The sequence below is a fragment of the Escherichia sp. E14V7 genome, from assembly GCF_004212225.1.
In the GTDB taxonomy this organism is placed as follows: Bacteria; Pseudomonadota; Gammaproteobacteria; order Enterobacterales; family Enterobacteriaceae; genus Escherichia.
Map to the genome: position 1 here is coordinate 74,536 of NZ_RHJJ01000018.1, position 21,654 is coordinate 96,189.

Consider the following 21,654-nt stretch of genomic DNA (forward strand, 5'->3'; position numbering starts at 1 on the left):
TACAACACAACTCCAAAGAAATATAATTGATTGATATACATACATATAATCATATCACAAAGATAAATCACTATAGCATCGACGCCAACCAACGCAGTAATAATGGAATTTTATGCTGTGATTTCACATAGCAACCAGACCTATATATTCTAGTTATAAACAACATTACCAGGAATTATAGCAACTGTTATACGCAACAGTATGTTTTCATTAAAAAATACACATAAAACCATAACTATCCGAATATTCCATTATTAACAAAAAATCATTAACATTCTTTAGTTTCTATCACCTCCCAGGCCAGGAGATACAAATTAAACACATTACACCGACGTGCAAATAAACGTCAGCAATACACTGTTCCGCCGTCTGCCTCAGGCAATTTGAACAGAAGAAAAAAGTACTTTAAGGAAGATTGGCACGGATATATTTAAATACTGTCCGCCGTCTATTAACAAATTTCAAACAACAGACTGATGTTATTATGAAACAGAGACTCACGGCCTGCCTGCAAATATTTTTGCAGCTCACGGTTATTTTTATGAACTCCTTTGTTTTTACGTTCCCTGCTCAGGCAGCAACGAATTCGCCGGAGAATAAATCCAAACAAGAAGAAAAAGGAAAGCACTCTGCAAAAACGGCAGCACAGGATGATGGTGACGATAAAAAAATCGCTTCGATCATTACCAGCACGGCTGAATTATTAAAGCAGAGCAACAGAACAGATGCGCTGATATCCTCAGCCATCGGCAGCACTTCTTCGATTGCCACCAGTGAAGTGCAACAGTGGTTGCAGCAGTTCGGAACCGCCAAAGTTAACGCGACCCTGGACCGCAAAATGGCACTCAATAATGCCAGCGTGGATCTCCTGGTCCCTCTTTACGATAACAAGAAGCAGGATCTCGTGTTTACCCAGGTTGGCGCCCGCCGCAATGATAACCGCGATATAGCCAATATCGGTATTGGTTATCGTTACTTCGCTGACCACTGGATGTGGGGCGTCAACACTTTTTATGACCAGCAGCTCTCCGGTAATAAGCATCAGCGTCTGGGCGTCGGTACGGAGCTGGGTGGCGATTTCTTCCGCCTGAGCGCAAACGGTTACCGCCGACTTTCCGGCTGGAAGAATTCAAAACGCTATGACGATTATCAGGAACGCGTCGCCAATGGCTATGACATTCGCGCCGAGGGGTATTTACCCGTTTATCCACAGTTAGGCGCAGAACTGGCGTGGGAGCAGTACTTTGGTGAGGAAGTGGCACTCTCGCAGAATAGCAGTGATAAGCGCCTGAGCAACTCGTGGGCCATGACGCTGGGCGTCAACTACACGCCATTCCCACTGATGACCGTGGGCCTGAACCAAAAAATGGGTAAAGGTGATCAGAACGACACCCAGGTGAACCTCAATCTCAACTGGAAAATGGGCGAATCCCTGGCGAGCCATCTCGATCCAGACGCCGTCGGCGCCAGCAGAACGCTGATGGGTAGCCGTTACGAGCTGGTAAACAGAAACAACGACATTGTGCTGGAGTACCGTAAGCAACAGGTTATCTGGCTGACCCTGCAGGATAAAATTTCCGGCACTGAATCTATGACCCTGCCGGTAAATGTGCAGGTAAAGAGCAAATATCCCCTTGATCACATCCACTGGCAGGCCGACAGTCTGCTGAAAAACGGCGGCAACATCAGCGAGAAAAATGGCGCCTGGTCCGTCACATTCCCGCATTATCATACCGGCAACGCCGTGAAGAATGTCTATGTTGTTTCCGCGACGGCTCTGGATACGAAAGGTAACCAGTCGCCACCGGCGTACATGACTGTGCAGGTTGACAGTTTTAATATTCAACACGCAGTCACCACCGCCAGCGCCGCTAAAATGACGCTGCCAGCGGACGGAGCAAGCAGCACACCGATTAGCGTGACGCTGACCACCGCCAGTGGTGAGAAAGTCACCGGTCAGGCAGCTAACCTCAGTGCTCAAATCACGCAAGCCAACTCAAAACAACAGAAGCCACAAAAGAAAGCCAGGCTGCAAAAGAAAACCAACCTCTCTCCGGCAACCGCGCCAACGCAGGTGCCAGCCAGTATCTCAGCGTTTAAAGAAACCTCGCCCGGTGTGTATGTCAGTACTTTCCATGCCGGCAATATGCCTGGACAGACAACTGTCGATGTTTTCTATAACAAAACTCAGAAGATTAGCAGCACAACCATTACTCTGGAATCTCCCGCTGCCAGCGAGCGCTTTGCTGCCCACGGGATAACCGCATCTGTGCCGTCAGCCCTGGCTAACGGCAAAGATGCCATCAGCCTCACTGCACACGTCGTGGATGCAACGGGGAATCCTGTATCGGGCGTCCCCGTTACCTGGACCACGGATAATGCGCAAGCTCTCCTGTCGGCAACGTCCGCTCGCACCGATGCCCAGGGGAACGCCAGCATCTCGCTGACCAGTTCCCAGCTCCTGAGTACAACAATCAGCGCCCATCTCGATAACGGCGAAATGATTAAAAGTGAAGCGCTGCAGTTTATTGCGGATAATGCCAACGCAGTGATCAGCCAGATTGATGGCGATAAAACCGGTGCTATCGCCAATGGCCAGGACACTATCATCCTGCAGGCCATCGTGACCGATACCAGCAACCACCCTTTACCAAACCAGACCGTGAACTGGGCCATTAGTTCCGGTAGTACCACAGCACATCTGGCTGGCAGCCAGAGCCAAACCAACGAGAATGGCGTGGCAACCATGCTTCTCACCTCCACCAGTGCCGGACAGGTTACCGTTTCCGCCACCACCGGAGACAAGACAACCGGGAAAGCGGTACCAAAACACTCCATTCCTCTGACTTTTGCGGCCGACGCCAAAAGCGCCGTGCTGAAAAATATTACACCGGATAAGACCACGCTGCTGGCCGACGGGAAAGAGAGCGCAACGCTAACCGTTATTATAGAAGATGCGTTAGGTAACCCATTAAAAAATGTCCAGATCGACTGGAGTACCCTCAGTACTACCGCGCATTTTGCCCCGACAACCGCGCTGACGGATGACGAAGGCAAAGCTACAACCCAGGTTAGCTCCTCTGCTGTGGAAGATGTGGCACTGACGGCTGCCCTCCAGGGGAAGAAGATGACCTCCCCGACGTTGCATTTTACGGTTGATAATAAAAGTGCTGCGGTAACGTCGCTTAACACCAGTAAAGAAACCGCCATTGCCAACCTGAATGACGCCATTCAGCTGACTGCACTGATTTGCGATGCACACCAGCATCCTGTATCCGGCAGCCCGGTGAAGTGGACCATTACGTCCGGTAAAGGGGTACTCAGCACCGAGCAGAACACCACCGATGCCAGTGGTTACAGCAAGGTCATGCTGACGTCAGCCTCAAGCGGGGATGTGGTGGTTACTGCCAGCACCGCAGGCAGTAGCGCAGTGGCTTCTCATAACCTGCATTTTATTGCCGACAGCACTTCGGCAAAAGTCACCGACGTCACCGTGGATAAAAAACACGCCGTTGCCGACGGAAAAGAATCTGTAACCTACATCGCGACAGTAAAAGATGAGAAAGGCAACGCCCTGGCAAGCCATAAAGTAACATGGCATGCCTCCGGCGCTGGCGTCATCCTTTCTGCAGCAACCACGCAAACTGATGCTTCCGGGATAACCTCGGTCACACTGTCGGCGCTGAAAGCCGGTACAGCCAGCCTCTCTGCACAGGCTGAAGCAGGCGTTGCGTTTAATGCTTCCCCGGTAACCTTTACCGGAGACACCCGCACCGCACAGCTTACTGACCTTAAAATCAGTAAACAGAATGCGCTCGCCAACGGCACCGATGAAGTCACCTTCACGGGTACAGTGATGGATGCGAACAGTAACCCGCTGTCGGGTATCAGCATCAACTGGAGCGCAACACCTGCCACTGGCCACCTGTCCGCGGCCTCTGGTACGTCAGACAGCAACGGTAACGTGACGGTATCCCTGGCTTCAAAACAACGCGGGGCGCATCAGGTTACCGCTCTGGTGAACGGTAAAGCAATTACCTCAAACAGCGTGATATTCACCGAGGATGCCGCCACGGCCAGCCTGTCTGCCCTGAATGCAGACAAAACCAGTATCACCGCCGGTACAGGCAGCGTCACGCTGACCACTCAGGTGCTGGACGCATCCGGCCATCCGGTGGCGAATAAATCTGTCGTCTGGAAGTCTGACAATGCCGCGGGGGTTTTCAGTGAAACCACCTCGAATACCGACGCCCAGGGTAATGCGAAGGTGACCTACAGCAGCACCCGTGCACAGGCCACCACGATCACCGCATCCAGTGACAATAACAGTCAGAAAACCGTGAAGCTAACCATCACGCCCGATGTCAAGAGCGCAAAACCTGTTGATGTCAGTGTCAATAAAACCAGCGCAACGGCGAATGGCAAGGATGTGGTCACCCTGACCGCCAGAGTGGAAGATCAATACAAAAACCCCGTCAGCCAGAGTGATGTTAACTGGCAGATCCAACCGGCAGGTAAGTATCATCTTACCGGTAGCCCACAAAAAACCGATGATCAGGGCCGGGTTACCGCAACGCTGGCTTCAGAGGATGTGGTCGCCTGTCAGGCCGTGGCAACCGCTAACGGTGTGAACAAATCGTCTGCAACCATCAACTTTGATGTCGACGCAGCCACCATCGGTGTTGCCGCCCTGACATCGTCCACAACATCCGATATTGTTGCGGGCAAAGATATCATTACGCTACGGGCCGTAGTCACTGACAGCAGCGGCCACCCTGTTGCAAAGCAAATAGTTTACTGGAGTTCTGATAACACCACTGGCGATTTCTCGCCAGCTGCTGCCAGCGAAACCAACAGTCAGGGTATCGCGGAGATGAAATATAAGACCACCCGTTCCGGTGCCACGCATATCACGGCGAGTTCCAATCAAACCAGCCGGGATATAACGGTGAATATTATCGGTGATATGACCACCGCGACCCTGTCTGACAGTAAAGTGGACAAAACCCAGGCCGTAGCCGATGGCAATGAACAGATAACATGGTCGGTCACGGTGAAAGATGCAAACGGCAATATCCTGCCTGGCGCACAGGTTAACTGGAGCAGCAACGATCCGAAGCTGACCTTCGCCAGCACCAACAGCCTTGCGGATAATCAGGGGGTTGCAACCATGCATTTCACCTCCACACACGCCGGGCAGACAACTGTTTCCGCCACCACCGCGAACGGTGCAGCGAAACAAACCACCACGCTGACGTTTGTTGCCGACGCCAAAAGCGCCGTGCTGAAAAGCATTTCACCGGATAAAACCACCCTGCTGGCCGACGGAAAGGACAGCGCTACGCTGACTGCTGTCGCAGAAGACGCACAGGGTAATCCGTTAAAGAATGTCCAGATCGACTGGAGTTCAACCAGCAACACCGCACAGTTAACCGCTACGACCACCCAGACGGACGAGCAGGGACATGTCACAGTCCAGGTCAGTTCTCCGGCGGTGGAAGAGGTTACGCTGACTGCCACGCTGCAGGGGCAGAAGCTGGCGTCTCCGGTCCTGCACTTTATGGCGGACAGTAAAACCGCCGCGGTAACTTCACTTAACGCCGACAAAAAAACTGCCGTCGCCAACCTGAATGATGCCATTCAATTGACGGCGCTAGTCACTGATGCCAGTAAGCATCCGGTGATCGGCAGCCAGGTGAAGTGGGTTATTACGTCCGGTAAGGGAACGCTCAGTAGCACGCAGAACACCACCGATGCCAGTGGCAACAGCGTGGTAACACTAACGTCACAGTCAAGCGGGGATGTGGTTGTTTCCGCCAGCACCGCGACAGGTGCCGCAGTAGGTTCACAAAGTCTGCACTTTATTGCCGACAGCACTTCGGCAAAAGTGACTGGCGTCACCGTGGATAAAACGCAGGCTATTGCCGACGGCAAGGAGCTTATTACCTACACCGCAGCAGTAAAAGATGCTAAAGGCAACCCTGTTGCAAATCATAAAGTGACCTGGAGCGCTTCTGGTACGGTTGTTACGCTTTCAGCACCGAGCGCAACAACCGGTGCTTCGGGCGTCGCGTCCGTTACACTGTTGGCGCTCAAAGCCGGTACGGTCAGCCTCTCCGCACAGGCAGAAGCAGGCAGTGCGTTTAATGCGCCACTGGTAACCTTTATCGGTGACGCCCGCACTGCGCAGCTTACCGACCTGAAACTCAGTAAACAGAACGCACTCGCTAACGGCACCGATGAAATTGTTTTCACGGGGATTGTGGTGGATGCAAACAATAACCCGCTGCCGGGCATCAGCATCAACTGGGCGGCGATACCTGCAACGGGTCTTCTGTCGGCAGCGTCCAGCACGTCAGACAGCAATGGTAAAGTGACGGTATCTCTGACCTCAAAACAACGTGGGGAGCATCAGATCAGCGGTAACATTGGCCATGTTGCCAGCGGAGCACTGGCAACATCAGGTACAGTGAAATTCACTGAGGACGCGACGTCTGCTACGCTGCAAAGCCTGACGGCAGATAACACCAGTGTCACAGCCGGTAAAGGTATTGTTACGTTGACCGCCCAGGTTCTGGACGCATCCGGTCACCCGGTCGCGAATAAACCTGTTGTCTGGCAGTCTGACAATGCCGCAGGTGTTTTCAGTGAAACAACGTCGAACACCGATGCGCAGGGTAACGTGAAGGTGACTTACAGCAGCACGCTCGCGAAAGCCACCACCATTACGGCATCCAGCGACAATCACAGCCAGAAAACTATTCAGCTAACCATCACGCCTGATATACAGAGTGCAAAACCGGTTAACGTCAGCGCCAGTAAAACCAGCGCAATGGCGAATAACAAGGATGTGGTTACCCTGACCGCCACCGTGGAAGATGAATACAAGAACCCCGTCAACCAGAGTGAGGTGACCTGGCAGATTCAGCCAGCAACAGGTAAATATCATCTTACCGGCAGTCCGCAAAAAACCGACGCCCAGGGTCAGGCTACAGCAACGCTCACCTCAGAGGATGTGCTCGCTTATCAGGCCGTGGCAACCGTTAATGGCGTGAACCAGTCATCTGAAACCATCAGCTTTGGTGCCGATGCGACTACCGCCACAGTCTCTGTGCTCATCCCATCCACAACAACGGATGTGATCGCAGGTGATAGCATAACGCTGAAAGCCACAGTAACGGACAAATCCGGTCATCCTGTTATTAACCAACGTGTTAACTGGAGCTCCGATAATACCAGTGGGATTTTCCAGGCTAATAATTACAGTGACACCAACAACCAGGGTATTACAGAGATAACCTATTCTGCCACCCAGGCCGGAGCCACGCACATCACGGCGGAAAGTAATAACAGTCACCAGAACGTGACGGTGAATATGATTGGCAACATTGCTACCGCGACTCTGTCTGACAGCAAAGTGGACAAAACCCAGGCCGTAGCCGATGACAAGGAACTGGTGACCTGGTCAGTTATAATCAAAGATGCGCATAGCAATCCGGTTGAGGGTGTCCAGGTCGACTGGACCAGTAACAACCCAAATCTGACGTTAGACGGCACCAGCAGCCTGACAGATAACCAGGGCGTCGCAACCATCACCGGACACACAAAAATCGCAGCCACAACAATTGTCACCGCCACGATGCCAATAAGTGGCACACAGCTTGCCGCGCCCGGAGTCACCTTTATTGGCGATGTTAAAACAGCAACGATATTTGATTTAACGTATGCAAAAAACCTTATTAACAATGACGATTCGGATATGTCTACTTATTACGCTACGGTTAAGGACATCAATAATAATGTGGTTCCCGGTGCCACAGTTAACTGGCAGACGACGCTGAACGCCCTTTCTGCTGCAACTTCGAAGACAAATAATTCTGGAGTCGCAACTGTCACACTTAAGGGGCGTGAGGAAGGAAAGGCTACAGTCACTGCTCTCATTAATGGTTCGACACAACAGGACAGCAACGTTGTGTTCTTTAACGGTAAACTATCCAATAGCTGGGTCATCAACACAGACTCAGCCATCTATAAATCTGTTACTTTAGAAACTCGTGCTTCAGCGGGATTTGTCACTGTCTCCCCCACAATGGGCGCGGAAACACTCTCTTCCGGGGCTGGCTATGCGGAAATTACGACACCTGTGACAGATGAAAATGGCAACCAATATACGATTCATCTGAGGGGTAACCGCGTAACTCAATGTGGAGAAAGCGTCTTTAATTCTGCCTATAATTCTTGTTCAGCACCCAATCTCACCGCCAAACTTACATGGCTTCGTAGTGATAATAGTGAGATTCCCCCCGGTCATTACACTGGTCAGATTCACTTTATGGCCCGTAACCGTTGGAGCTGGGCTGTTGATTTCAACATTGATCTGGATTTAACCATTAGCTAAACAGAAATCACGCTAGCACCCAATAAAGGTGCCTGACTAACGCAGTGAGATTACCCACCGCATCAGCTTAAATAACATCTAATGGCCTGCGCAACATTTATTGCGCAGGCCATTTTTTATCAAAAATACCCTGATATTACCGATTTTTTTGGACTATTGACCTGACGCGTATTGGCTGAAAATAGTGCTATCAGAGTTCCATCAGGTTGAACGCAATACAACAACGATATTATCCAGACAGACGCTTTATGTACGTCATCAGCACTACATGACTCGCCCTTCTGCCCCGCTCCGATCTGGCGAATAACGCCCAGAGACGCTCACTACTCAGCGGATAAGTGAGACGCTACCCGCTATTTTTACCTTATTGCATCTGAAATGTTTACTTTGCCACTTGTATGTAGCATTCTTGACGAAATTCATCATTTCAGCATAAAGGCAGAAAATCATGGATACGCCTGTCCATCTGTTAAAAGTTGCGCAACGTTCAGAGAAAATGCTGTTTTCTCTTACCGAACAAATTCAGTCACAGAAAGAAGAGTTGCAGGAAAACAAGTTTTATCAGGTCTATGCCAAGGCAGCGCTTGCCCGGCTGCCCCGTCTCACGCGCGCCAGCGTGGACTACGCCGTCAACGAGATGGAAGAAAGCGGCTATGTGTTTGATAAGCGCCCCGCCGGTAGCTCCACCAAATACGCGATGTCGATTCAGAACATTATCGACATTTACCATCACCGTGGCGTTCCCAAATATCGCGACCGCTATCCATCGGCATTCGCCGTTTTCATCGGCAACCTGAAAGGTGGCGTGTCTAAAACGGTTTCTACCGTTTCTCTGGCCCATGCGCTACGCACCCACCCTCACCTGCTTTATGAAGACTTACGCATCCTGGTCGTTGATCTCGATCCGCAGTCTTCAGCAACCATGTTCCTCAACCATACCCGGGCCATTGGCATGGTCGAGGCCACCTCCGCACAGGCCATGCTGCAAAATGTATCGCGTGAGGAGTTGCTCTCAGAATTTATCGTGCCTTCCATTGTGCCGGGCGTGGACGTACTGCCAGCCTCAATTGAAGATGCGTTTATCGCCTCACGCTGGGATGAGTTATGCGCCGAACACCTGCCTGGACAGAATGTTCACGCGGTGTTGAAAGAGAATGTGATTGATAAACTGCGCAAAGATTACGATTTCATCTTTATCGATAGCGGCCCACACCTTGATGCGTTTCTCAAAAATGCTATCGCCTCAGCCGATCTGCTGTTAACGCCGGTTCCGCCTGCGCAGGTTGATTTCCACTCGACGCTGAAATATTTAACCAGGCTCCCTGAACTGGTTGAAATTATTAATGAATCCGGCATGAAATGTAATCTGCAAGGCAATATCGGCTTTATGTCAAAACTGTCGAACAAGGCCGACCATAAGCTTTGTCATAGCCTGGCGAAGGAAATTTTTGGCGGCGATATGCTTGATGTCGCATTACCGCGACTGGATGGCTTTGAGCGTTGTGGTGAGTCTTTCGACACCGTTGTCTCGGCAAACCCAGCCACCTATATCGGCAGCAGCGAAGCGTTGAAAAATGCCCGCCACGCCGCCGAAGATTTCGCCCGGGCAGTCTTCGACCGCATTGAATTTATCAGAACCAATGGAGGTGTATGATGAGCGCCAAGAGAGTCACCATAGGCCGTACCTTCAAAACCCCTGCGCTGCACGAGGATGATGGCGGACCGTCTCAGGAGCAAATCTTTACCCTCTCCACTGGGCGTCATGTTACTTTTTCGCTGCGCACCATCCCGGCCAACGAGGTTGAAAATGGGACGTATGTTATTCAGGAGATCAATGGCCGCGATCAGACTTCACTGACCAGCGAGTCCCTGAAAGACATTACCCGCACGCTTCGTCTGCAACAGTTTTTCCCTTGCATCGGCATCGAGCGGGAAGACGGCGTGGAAATTATTGATGGTTCCCGCAGACGCGCGGCGGCAATTTTGTGCCATACCCCACTGAAAGTGCTGGTCACCACTTCAACAGTATCTGCCGATGAAGCTCGTAAACTGGCGGCAGATATTCAGACGGCGAAAGAACATAACCTGCGTGAAGTCGGGTTACGCCTGATGGCGCTTAAAGCGTCTGGTCTGAATCAGAAACAGATAGCCGCACAGGAAAAACTGTCGCCGGCCAAAGTCTCCCGCGCCATGCAGGCGGCATCCGTTCCGCAGGAACTGGTTTCCCTGTTTCCGGTGCAGTCGGAGCTTCATTTTTCCGATTACAAATTACTCGCTGCGGTGGACGAAAGTCTCGCCGAGAAAAATGTCGAACTGAGCACGCTGATCGAACAAATTTCAGAAGATATTGATCTTATTCTGAGCGAAGGTGGCCTTGCGGAAGATGAGATTAAAAATAAGCTGCTGAAGCTTATTCAGAAAAAATCCTCTTTGCTGATCTCACTGCCTAAAAAAGAGAAAGCGAAAGTGGTGTCGCTATGGGCTTTTGATGACAAAGACAGATACGCGCGTAAACGCATTAATGGCCGGACAATCTCTTTTGAATTTAATCGTCTGACAAAAGAGGTCATGGACGAGCTGGAGCAGTCAATTAATGACGTGCTCGCCAGGCACCTTGATTAACCGTTTTCGCGCGGACATCATGAATGTACGCGGTAACGGCAAAATGGCTATTTAGCCCGACGTAGTTTCTTGCCGGATGCGGCGTAAACGCCTTATCCGGCCTACAGAACCATGTAGATGTAAGCGCTTACTTCATGTGATAACCTGATAGTAAAACGAAAAACTCAGGCACTGCCTATAAATTATAATTATGCCACAACAGAACTATTCCTGCTATCACCGCAAAAAAACCAATAACGCTGAGTAAAAAAATTATCGACACATGATGACTAAACTTAACTTTTCGGTTGCTGAACATAATCTCATATCCTTCCATCTTGCTTCTCCTTTTTCTATCCTGGTTAATAGCGGGTATATCTTTTACAGAGCAATATTTATCTAAAATGCTGTTTTGTTCTAAATCCGGGTGTGAATAAAGTCTTTATCTTATTTTTGATTTTTGTGCCAAAATTTATTTTCTCTGTATGTGCACTATCACATACTGACACTCAGCGTAAGAGAAAACCATCAGGATTTGGCCTTAGTTTAGCGGCCAGGAGGTATTGATAATATGGCTAAAAGAGGAGTAAGCAGCGGGCAAAAATAAAGCCGGTGAACGACAGCATGTATTCACCGGCCCCTTCCAATAGATCGATATAAGACAGAAGGAAATAAACTGTTATATCAATTTACTACTTTAATTACTTAAGTACTTTCACGGTATAACGGCCATCGGCCTGACGATACGCACCATGAATATCGGTTTCAAAGCCCGGATAATGCGCGCCAATTTCACACAGCATCTGCAGGAACTCCAGTACCGGACGGCTTTCAGCGGTGATCATTTCGCCAGGCATCACCAGCGGTACACCCGGAGGATACGGCAGGATCATATTGGCGTTAACGCGACCGACCATGTCATCCAGATAAACTTCTTCTACTTCGCTATGCAGTTCTTTCTGGAATGCACGATACGGCGTTACCACCATTTCAGGCAGAACTTCGAACGCGCGATACATCAGATCCGGCAAATTATGGTGAGAAATCAGTTTATGAATGTTCTGCGCCAGTTCCTGAATACGCATGTCTTCATAGAATTCAGGATCTTCCTGATACAGTGACGGCAGCATGTTTTTCACACGCAGGTTTAAATCAAAGGCGCGTTTGAACTCGGTCAGGCCACGCAACAGGCTCAGAGCTTTGGTTTTATCGATACCAATGCTGAAAAGGAAGAGCAGGTTATAAGGACCGGTTTTCTCAACAATAATGCCGTGTTCATCAAGGTATTTCGCCACAATGCTTGCTGGAATACCGAAATCGTCCATCGTGCCGTCTTTCGTCATACCCGGCGTCAGCAGAGTGACTTTGATCGGGTCCAGATACATATGCTCGTTGTCAATGTTCTGGAAACCATGCCAGCCGTTGTCAGAATTGAGCGGCCAGCATTCAACCTGGTCAATCTGCTCTGGCTGCCAGACATCAAAGAACCAACCTTCTGATTCACCTTTTAAGCGTTTAATCTCTTTACGGAACCTGATTGCACGATTAATAGAGCCATCAATCAGACGCTTACCGGCATTTCCTTTCATCATTGCCGCAGCAGTTTCAGTCGATGCAACAATACCGTAATGCGGTGAAGTCGTGGTGTGCATCATATAGGCTTCGCTGAACGTCTCTTCGTTGACATCCCCTTTCACATGGATCATGGATGCCTGAGAAAACGCCGCGAGCAATTTATGCGTAGACTGAGTTTCGTAAATCACTTTACCTTCAACACGACCACCGCTCATCCCGCATTTACCTTTGTAAATTGGCGAGAAATTGGTGTAAGGCACCCAAGCGGAATCAAAGTGGATGGATTTTACGTCCAGCGTTTTCTTGATGTAATCGGTGTTGTACAGCAGGCCGTCATAAGTCGAGTTGGTAATAACAGCATGTACAGGCCAGGTGGCATTCGGAGTTTCTTGCACGCGTTTGGCGATGGTTTCATGCTGAAATTCGCTCTGCGGAATACCGCCTAAAATACCGTAAGCATTACGGGTCGGGCGGAAGTAGATCGGCGTAATATCGCTCATCATCATCAGATGGGTCAGCGATTTGTGGCAGTTACGGTCAATCAGCACAGTACTGCCCGCCGGAGCGGAATACATGCCGACGATTTTGTTAGCGGTTGACGTACCGTTGGTGACCATATAGCTGCGTTCAGCGTTGAACACGCGAGCAATATACTCTTCCGCTTCTTTGTGCGGACCAGAGTGATCCAGCAGAGATCCCAGCTCAGATACCGAGATGGAGATGTCTGACTTCATGGTGTTTGCACCAAAGAAGTCATAGAAAATGCTACCGACCGGGCTTTTCAGGAATGCCGTACCGCTCATATGACCAGGGGTACAGAATGTGTACTTACCTTCACGAACATATTTGAACAGGGCTTTGGTCAGTGGCGGCAGAATGGTATCGATATATTCGTCAGTATTTTGCTTGATTTTTAAGGCGATATCTTCCGCCGCGCCCAGCGCGTATTCGAAGAAACGCACCTGCATACGCAGCTCGTTAAGGCTGACATCCAGGGTAGAGTGAGTATTTGCAAACGCATACAGTGGCATGTACTCATTCATGGCGCTGATTTCTTCGCACAGCGCAAGATTGTACTTATCCCAGTCGAAGATCACGCCGCAAAGTTGAGCATTATTTTCAATCAGCTTCAGCAGATCTTCGCGGTCGTTTGGATAGACAACGTGGAAGCCTCGTTTTTCAAGGGCGCAATGCAATTCACGGATAGGCTCTTCTTTAAAGTAAACACCCATCTGATTCATTATCGCGATAACGTTCATATTTATATCTCCTGATAGAGCTGGCTCCTCCCGTCTCGTTGTGGGAGAACGAGAGGAACGCAGAGAAACGAAGGGAATTAGTGGGTGTCTACGCTGCTAACGTCGTCAGCAGCATGTTCGCGCTGGTGCAATTTACGACCGTAAAACATCAGGATTATCAGGCTGACGATAAATGTACCGGTCAGCTCGAAGGACGTGGCGCCTGACAGAGCGATGAAGCAGAAGACACAACCCAGCACTGAACAAACCAGGCTGGCGCAGTTGCGCAGGTTGACGCCTTCGAAACGAATCAGATCAACACAGGAGTAGAAGTAAGGAAGCATGGTTAACAGCACGGCGATCCCGGTTAGCACGCCAAACAGGTCAGAAGCTTTACCACCGGTAGAGTTCATCACCGTGATCAACACCATCAGGGCTGTCATTTTCACAGCTGCAAGCAGCAGGCCTTTTTTAGGGATGTTATTACTGTCAACATCACCATAAACTTTCGGGAAGTTGCCGTCGTTTGCCGCACGGACACCCGCCTGGCCAACCAGCATCATCCAGGAACCGAGGGAAGTCAGACAGGCGAAAGCGGTAAAAGCAGAAACCACCGGTGCGGCCCAGCCGCCAAACATCGTCGCGGCGCTAACGGCGAACGGAGCACCAGAAGCAGCCATACGGTCGGCAGGGAACATCCCGGAAAGCACCTGGGTTGCGGCAATATAAACGATACCGGCCATTGCCGTGCCCAGCATGGTTGCCAGCGGAACGGTGCGTTTTGGATTCTTCACCATGCCGCTGCTCACCGCAGCAGATTCAACGCCAACGAAAGCCCACAGGCAGAGCAGAATACTGTTAATCACAGCGCGGCTGTCAGTCGTACCGGAGGTGTTCCAGTTCGCCTGGTAAGTCGCCAGATCAAACCAGTGCCAGCCAATAACAGCAGTCAATGCGACAGGAATCAGAACCAGTATCAGGCCAATCGTCGTCAAACGACTCACCCAGGTACCGCCAAGCATGTTGACGAACGTAAAGATCCAGACGATAGCAATACAGGCAATGCCGGCTGGAATTGGGCTATTTAATACAGGGAAGAAAGTAGAAAGATAAGAGACTGCGGTAATACCAATAGCAAGGTTACCGATCCAGTTCGCATGGTAATAAAGAACACCGGTCTGGAAACCGAATGCCGGAGATATTTCCCCTGCATAAGCAATTGGACCACCTTGTTGCGGGTTTTTGGTCGCCAGGCGGGCATAAACATAGGCCAGCGACATCGCGCCAATAATAGAGATAATCCATCCCCAGATAGCAATACCACCAATGCTGGCAAGATTCGCGGGTAATAATGCAATCCCGCTGCCCATCATATTACCGGCTACCACGCCAGTGCAGGCAAATAGCCCGATCTGTTTGGCAGAACTCATATTTTCAATCTCCTGGATTTAATATTCAAGGCACTAGTCAACATGTAAACAACGCTGAAGACTGGCCGACTACAGAAAAGAGTACTAATTCAGGAGAATGAAGTCCTAAAGATAAAATGAATAAACAATAAACGATATATAAATGATGTTTTTTAGAGATCCATAAAGGTTATCTGGATTATCTACGGTTATCATGAAAAGATAAATCTTGTTTATTATCAACCAATTAAAGCAACTTTCTTAAGAATAAAACCGTAGTTCATCTGACTTATGATGGATTACGTAAAATATAAATACGGTGACTGATGACATGAAAAAAACGCCTTATCATATTATTTAAGAAAAAATATGATAAGGCTTCATTTATTCTGCTGAAGAATAATTTTCAAGGTAGGGTACGATGCGGTTTAGTGATGTCTGGAATATTCCGTTTTTAATCCAGTACAGCGTGTTTTCACCAGGACGAAAATTAAATGCGGTAATATAGGCATCAGCAGCAAGACGGTTTTCGCCTTTCATTTCGTAGACTTTTCCCAGCAGGATATAGTTTAGCCAGGAGAGCTCATTTCTGATACCAAGATTAATTGCCTGATACGCCTCCTCCACGTTGCCACGATCTAACAAATCGACAGTTTTAATCTGATAGTAAATCGCTGAATCCTTGATCCCTGGGCTGTTACGAATTTTCTCCATCGAGGCATATAACGTTTTAAGCTGTTTGTCATCAAGCAACTGCTGCGTATGGCGAAAAATATCGATCAATGCTTTTTCAGCATTAACATAGGTAAATTCCGGGGACTGTTTCGCCACGTCTTCGAGGATTTCACTGGCTTTGTTTAGCGATGCAGCATCCCCCTGCATTAACAACTGATGTGCTTCAAAAAAATGTGCCAGAGACTGACTTTTAATGGGTTGATAATGGCTCATCATTTCCGTCATTTTGTCTGACCGGGATAGCGAAAGCGCCGATGATAAATTGCTCAGTAAATCATTCTGGATCGCAACCTCATTAGACCCCGTAATGAAGTAACGTTTATCCAGCATAACCTCGCCGTTCGCATGATCGACCAGGCGGACAGACATAAAACATTGCTGTGCGCGATAGTGACGTTGATTGAGAAACTCCAGCGTTAACGTTTTCCCTGAATTCCCCGAAACATGGCCGCTGTAGTTTATTTTGTCATGCACCATATAATTAGAAAATGTGTTAAGCGTGGATGTCACCAGGCTTCCTAAGCCAACGGCATAAAAAAGCTGTAAATTCCAGTTATTACATGCATTTCCATTAACGAGGTGTATATCAATATCAAGTGGATTCAGCAGAAGCTGAGTATTGGTCGTCGTTAAATTAGATTTAATTGCTGTTTTTGCAACCATAAATACACAACTGAGCACGGCTAGTAAAAATATAGCCCAAACGATAACAACACGGAAATGATGATATTTACGCGGCTGATTATCCGTTAATTGAGGTGCGGTAATGGTGGGGGCATTGGTCGGTGGCGGAGTATCAGACATAATATCGGATTGTTCAGGCGTCAATTCCATTTCTTCAGCACACCATATTACCGGCGCGGTGAGTTTATATCCACGCTTGGGGATAGTAACGATATATTCATTATTTTCATCATCATCGCCATTTTTTAATGACTTGCGTAATTCAGAAATAGATTGTGTTACAACGTGGCTGGTAACGATATTACGCTTCCACACATGGTCAATCAACTCATCGCGCGTAAGCACCTCTCCGGGGTGATGAGCAAGAAAAACCAGAAGATCGATTAATCGCGGTTCGAGTGTTGTCCGCCGCCCGTTGCAGCTGATTTGATTAACATCGGGACTGACTAACCATTCGCCCACTCGAACGACAGGTTGCTGCATAAAATTAGCTCCAAAAAACGGCTTGTTATATGCTGATATTAACACCCTCTTCAATTGTTGCATCTGTTTCCATATTATTAACCATAAAATAAGTTAAATCTGTAGCAAAAAGAAACTAACTTAAGATATTTAATGAGATTAACTCAGGTGTTTACCCTGGCTAATATAAAGGCATTTATATTAATCCTATATAAATAGATTAAGCCTACTACTAAAAATTAACCAGTCCAAACCAGGAGTAGTAACGAGAAAAACAGGAATAGTAATCGTAGTTATCGACAACGATGGCAGATATAACACCCTGGTAGGGTGCTATATCTGATGTGCATCGGGGATAATCAAAGATCATTAATCGGTAATTTAAAGAAGGCGATCATTTCCTGTAATTGTCTGACCTGATCATGCAGACTCAGTGCGATGGTTTCCGATTCGCCGACCAATATGCTATTACGCTGCGTCACGTTATCCATTTCAGTCAGTGCATACGCAACCTGCTGAATTCCCTTGCTCTGCTCTTCAGACGCCTGTGAGATATCATTCATAATGCTGTTGACATCATAAATGGCATCTACCATTTCATTAATCGTCTTACCCGCATTGGAAGCCAGCGCATTGCCTGTATTAACATGTTCAACGGCTGTGGTTATCAATTCATTGATTTCTTTTGCCGCACTGGCGCTGTTTTGAGCCAGATGCCGTACTTCACTGGCAACGACAGCAAATCCACGTCCATGATCTCCGGCTCTTGCCGCTTCAACAGCAGCATTAAGCGCCAGGATATATGTCTGGCGAGCGATGTCATCCACAACTTTGTTAATTTCCGATATCTTTTTAACACTTTGCTCAATAGTACGGATGGTTTCCGTAACCGCCTGCGCCGCCGTCAGCCCTTCCTGTGCCGTCGTATTTGCCGCGCTGGCAAATTCATTCGCTTTTTTTGCGTTGTCAGCATTATGCGCGACTGTCGTACTAATCTCTTCCATATTGGCAGCCGTAAGCTGTAATGCCCCCGCCTGCTCCTCTGTACGAGTTGACAGGTCGCTGTTGCCATGCGCCATTTCATCAGTACTGTCACTGATTAATTCAATTGAACTTTTAAACGTTGTAAGGATTTCGCTTAAATTGAGCCGCATAGTATCCAGTTGCTCAATAACTTCGCCAATTTCGTTTTTCTGACCGATGTCTAAGGTATGGTTAAGTTCGCCATTAGAAATTAAAGAAAAGCATTCTTTAATGTATTCAAATCGTGAGAATACTTTATTTTTTAACCATAGCCAGCCAACAGCCGATAATATTATCCAAAAACCGAAAGAGAATATACTAACATAATAAGAGTCAGTTAACAGACAGTTAATAATATCCTTAGCTTCAGGCTCATCATATTTATAGACATAATCATCCAGAGCATTTTCCTGAATAACAAAATTATCGACCTCTTTTTGCACTTCACTCAGTCGACCCGAACTAAACGCCTTTTCAACATTTGCAAAAGCATTACTGACTGCCTGAGTGGATTTCGAACCAACTTTAGCATCATCAGAAATTACATTCAGATACTCATGGAAATAATTTTTAGCAGATTCCATGTTATGCATGGATTTACTATTGTCACGGTAATCCCATTCTTCAAAGACAAGTTCAAGCGCTTGCCGTGTCTTTGACAATTTATTGATCTGATCTAAACCTGTCGTTAGCCTGAAAACGTTATTCTTAATCTCAATAAAATGATATAATGTTATAATATTTGACATAGTGAAGAGCAAAACAACAAAAGAAACGGCAATAATAAAAGTTGTTTTTAGAGATAATGAGTCAGGTAAAAACCTGAGCTTCTCGCTGATTTTTGATGAAAAAATCATTATGCACCTGACCTGTAAGCATGAAAATTACTAAAGCAACATTTTAGTCAACTGATATTTCTGCTGTACGCTCAACCAATTGCATTTCTTCACTGTTAAGCAATTTTTCAATATCTACGAGAATAAGCATTCTGGAATCAAGCGTACCTAAGCCAAGCAAGTAATCCGTAGCTAATTTTGCGCCACTAAAATCAGGTGCCGGGCGAATTTGTTCGGGTGACAAGGAGAGCACATCAGAGACACCATCGACCACTATCCCAACTATTTTATTAGAAAAACTTAACACGATAACGACAGTGTTTTCATCAAATGCGACAGTGTCGAGATGAAATTTAACGCGAAAGTCAACTACAGGTACAATAACGCCGCGAAGGTTTGTCACACCGGCAATAAAATCAGGGGTATTCGCAATGCGTGTAACACGTTCATAGCCGCGAATTTCCTGAACCTTTAATATCTCGATCCCATACTCTTCTTGTCCAAGAGTAAAAATTAAATATTCATTACCGACATTTTCTTTTGCCGACTGCTTATCGTTATCTGTGAGTTTCATAATGTATTCCTTAATTGAGAACCTTGCCGGAATCCACTATTGCAGGCGTCATTGCTGTTCTGGAATAAAGCGCAGCAACATCCAGGATCATAGCTACGCTGCCGTCCCCCAGAATAGTGGCAGCAGCAATTCCCGGCACCTTACGATAGTTTTGTTCGAGATTTTTGACGACAACCTGATGCTGACCAATCAGTTGATCAACCAGTAGCGCATAACGAACGCCAGCACTTTGCACGACGACCGCAATACCTTCATTTACACTCTGTAAATCACTCTGGATACCGAAAAGATTATTCAGCTCTATGAGGGCCAGATATTCCTCTCTGACTTTCAATACCAGCTCACCGCCGGACATTCTGTTTAACGGCATTTCCAGTAACATCAGCGATTCCATCACTGCGCCAAGCGGAAGAACATAAATTTCTGACCCAACGCGTACAGACATACCGTCCAGAATTGCCAGCGTCAGAGGTAATATTATCCGGATAGTGGTTCCACGCCCCTGCTCTGAATGGATTGTCACATGGCCGCCCATATCCTGAATGTTTCGTTTCACGACATCCATACCAACGCCACGACCGGAGACATCGGTAACTTTCTCTGCGGTGGAGAAACCCGCTGCAAAAATGAGCATCCAGACTTCTTCATCGCTGGGGTTATCACTAATAGCGACGCCCTGCGCATGAGCGCGATTAAGGATTTTTTCTCTGTTGAGGCCGGCGCCATCATCCACGACTTCGATAACAATATTACCGCCGTGGTGCTCTGCCGATAGCGTCAGGCTACCGGTAGCAGGTTTACCATTAGCGAGCCTGACATCAATCGGCTCAATACCGTGATCCAGACTATTACGTACCAGATGTGTAAGAGGGTCGATAATGCGTTCGATTAAACTTTTATCCAGTTCAGCAGAACCGCCCCACAGCGTCAGTTCTACCTGTTTATTTAATTTATTAGCAAGATCATGAACTAAACGCGGAAAACGGCTGAAGACATATTCCATCGGCATCATACGGATCGACATCACCGATGCCTGCAAATCCCGTGCATTACGTTCGAGTTGCGCAATACTGTTAATCAGCGAATCGTACTGAGCAGGATCCAGCCCCGCAGATAACTGTGTAAGCATGGTCTGGGTGATAATAAGTTCACCGACCTGGTTAATTATCTGATCTACTTTTTCTACGGCGACACGAATACTACCGGATTCAGTACCTTGTTTACGGGATTCGCTGGCACCACGCAGTTTTCTTGCTGGCGCAGCGCCAGTCGGGGAACTGGCTGTTGCAGAAAATCCACTATCGTTTGTTTCTCCCGCAACACCGCCTGTATCCGGACAGGTATTTTCTACAAAATCGTCATCACAAACATCAATTGTGATTTGTTCTGGTTCCAGAATAAAACATAATACCGCCAGAATATCATCCGCAGCGGTAGTGGTAAACATACGAGCCTGCAGGCTGCTTTTCTCAATTTTAAGATCCTGCAACTCGCCAAGATTTTTAAGTTCCTCAACAAGAGGTTCGAAATCCTTTTCTCCCAGATCCCTGAGGGTAATCTTTAAAATATCTTCTCCCGTTCCTGTATCTTTTTTACTTTCTTTTATCGGCTCGGACTGAGTGTTGTTATTAACAGTGCCCTCCCTGGATTCCAGGGCCATCTGTCTCAGTGCCTCGCAAATATACCGGTAGCTGTCCTCATCCGGCGAGCGGGAAGATTTATATGCATCAAGTTGATCCTGCATAATATCCTTACTTTCTAAAAAAAGATTAATGATGCCTTCATTGAGCTGGAGTTTTCCGCTGCGGGCATCATCCAGAATATTTTCCAGAATATGCGTTGTTTCCTGCAATATGGTAAAACCAAATGTCCCCGCGCCGCCTTTAATCGAATGAGCGGCTCGGAAGATAGCGTTCAGGCTTTCCTTATCAGGCGTTCGCGGATTAAGCTCAAGCAAATGCCCTTCCATATCTGCCAATAGCTCATCGGCTTCATCAAAGAAAGTCTGATAAAAATCGCTGATATCCATCTTATTTCGTCTTCTCCTGAACAGGAATTTCGGACGCGGGGTGTAACGGCGGGTTAGCGGTGCCAAGTGTGCTGGATGGCGCAATATCAG

9 protein-coding genes are annotated in these 21,654 nt (G+C 47.9%); 3 read left to right on the forward strand and 6 right to left on the reverse strand.

Going from position 1 to position 21,654, the window contains the following annotated elements; all coding sequences use genetic code 11:
* Positions 1–541: 541 nt before the first annotated feature.
* The 3 genes from D9741_RS19975 to D9741_RS19985 all read left to right on the forward strand — a co-directional run bounded on the left by D9741_RS19975 (position 542) and on the right by D9741_RS19985 (position 11,020).
* A complete protein-coding gene (locus D9741_RS19975; RefSeq protein ID WP_165383467.1) occupies positions 542–8,398 on the forward strand; it encodes an Ig-like domain-containing protein in 7,857 nt (2,618 codons plus the stop codon).
* Between the two features lie 448 nt (positions 8,399–8,846).
* Positions 8,847–10,052 (forward strand): AAA family ATPase, encoded by a 1,206-nt coding sequence (locus D9741_RS19980; RefSeq protein ID WP_130209509.1) that lies wholly within the window; start codon positions 8,847–8,849, stop codon positions 10,050–10,052.
* Positions 10,049–11,020: a ParB family protein gene (locus D9741_RS19985; RefSeq protein WP_240780413.1), complete on the forward strand. Its 972-nt coding sequence runs from the start codon at positions 10,049–10,051 to the stop codon at positions 11,018–11,020. Before D9741_RS19980 ends, D9741_RS19985 begins: the two co-directional genes overlap by 4 nt.
* Before the next feature lie 680 nt (positions 11,021–11,700).
* Here the strand turns inward: D9741_RS19985 and cadA are convergent.
* From cadA to cheA, 6 genes are all read right to left on the reverse strand, one after another.
* Positions 11,701–13,833 carry a lysine decarboxylase CadA gene (gene cadA, locus D9741_RS19990; RefSeq protein WP_130209511.1) on the reverse strand — a complete coding sequence of 711 codons (2,133 nt, stop codon included), beginning with the start codon at positions 13,831–13,833 and terminating at the stop codon, positions 11,701–11,703.
* Positions 13,834–13,910: 77 nt separating this feature from the next.
* Complete coding sequence (cadB, locus tag D9741_RS19995; RefSeq protein WP_130209513.1) at positions 13,911–15,242, reverse strand: cadaverine/lysine antiporter; 1,332 nt, start codon at positions 15,240–15,242, stop codon at positions 13,911–13,913.
* Between the two features lie 363 nt (positions 15,243–15,605).
* Positions 15,606–17,123: a lysine decarboxylation/transport transcriptional activator CadC gene (cadC, locus tag D9741_RS20000; protein WP_130209647.1), complete on the reverse strand. Its 1,518-nt coding sequence runs from the start codon at positions 17,121–17,123 to the stop codon at positions 15,606–15,608.
* A 338-nt stretch (positions 17,124–17,461) separates the two neighbouring features.
* Entirely contained in the window at positions 17,462–18,982 is a 1,521-nt protein-coding gene (locus tag D9741_RS20005; protein ID WP_130209515.1) for a methyl-accepting chemotaxis protein, read from the reverse strand.
* Between the two features lie 43 nt (positions 18,983–19,025).
* Positions 19,026–19,535, reverse strand: coding sequence for a chemotaxis protein CheW (locus D9741_RS20010; protein WP_130209517.1), 510 nt, complete (start codon positions 19,533–19,535; stop codon positions 19,026–19,028).
* A gap of 10 nt (positions 19,536–19,545) precedes the next feature.
* Positions 19,546–21,564, reverse strand: coding sequence for a chemotaxis protein CheA (cheA, locus tag D9741_RS23415; RefSeq protein WP_130209519.1), 2,019 nt, complete (start codon positions 21,562–21,564; stop codon positions 19,546–19,548).
* Positions 21,565–21,654: the final 90 nt, after the last annotated feature.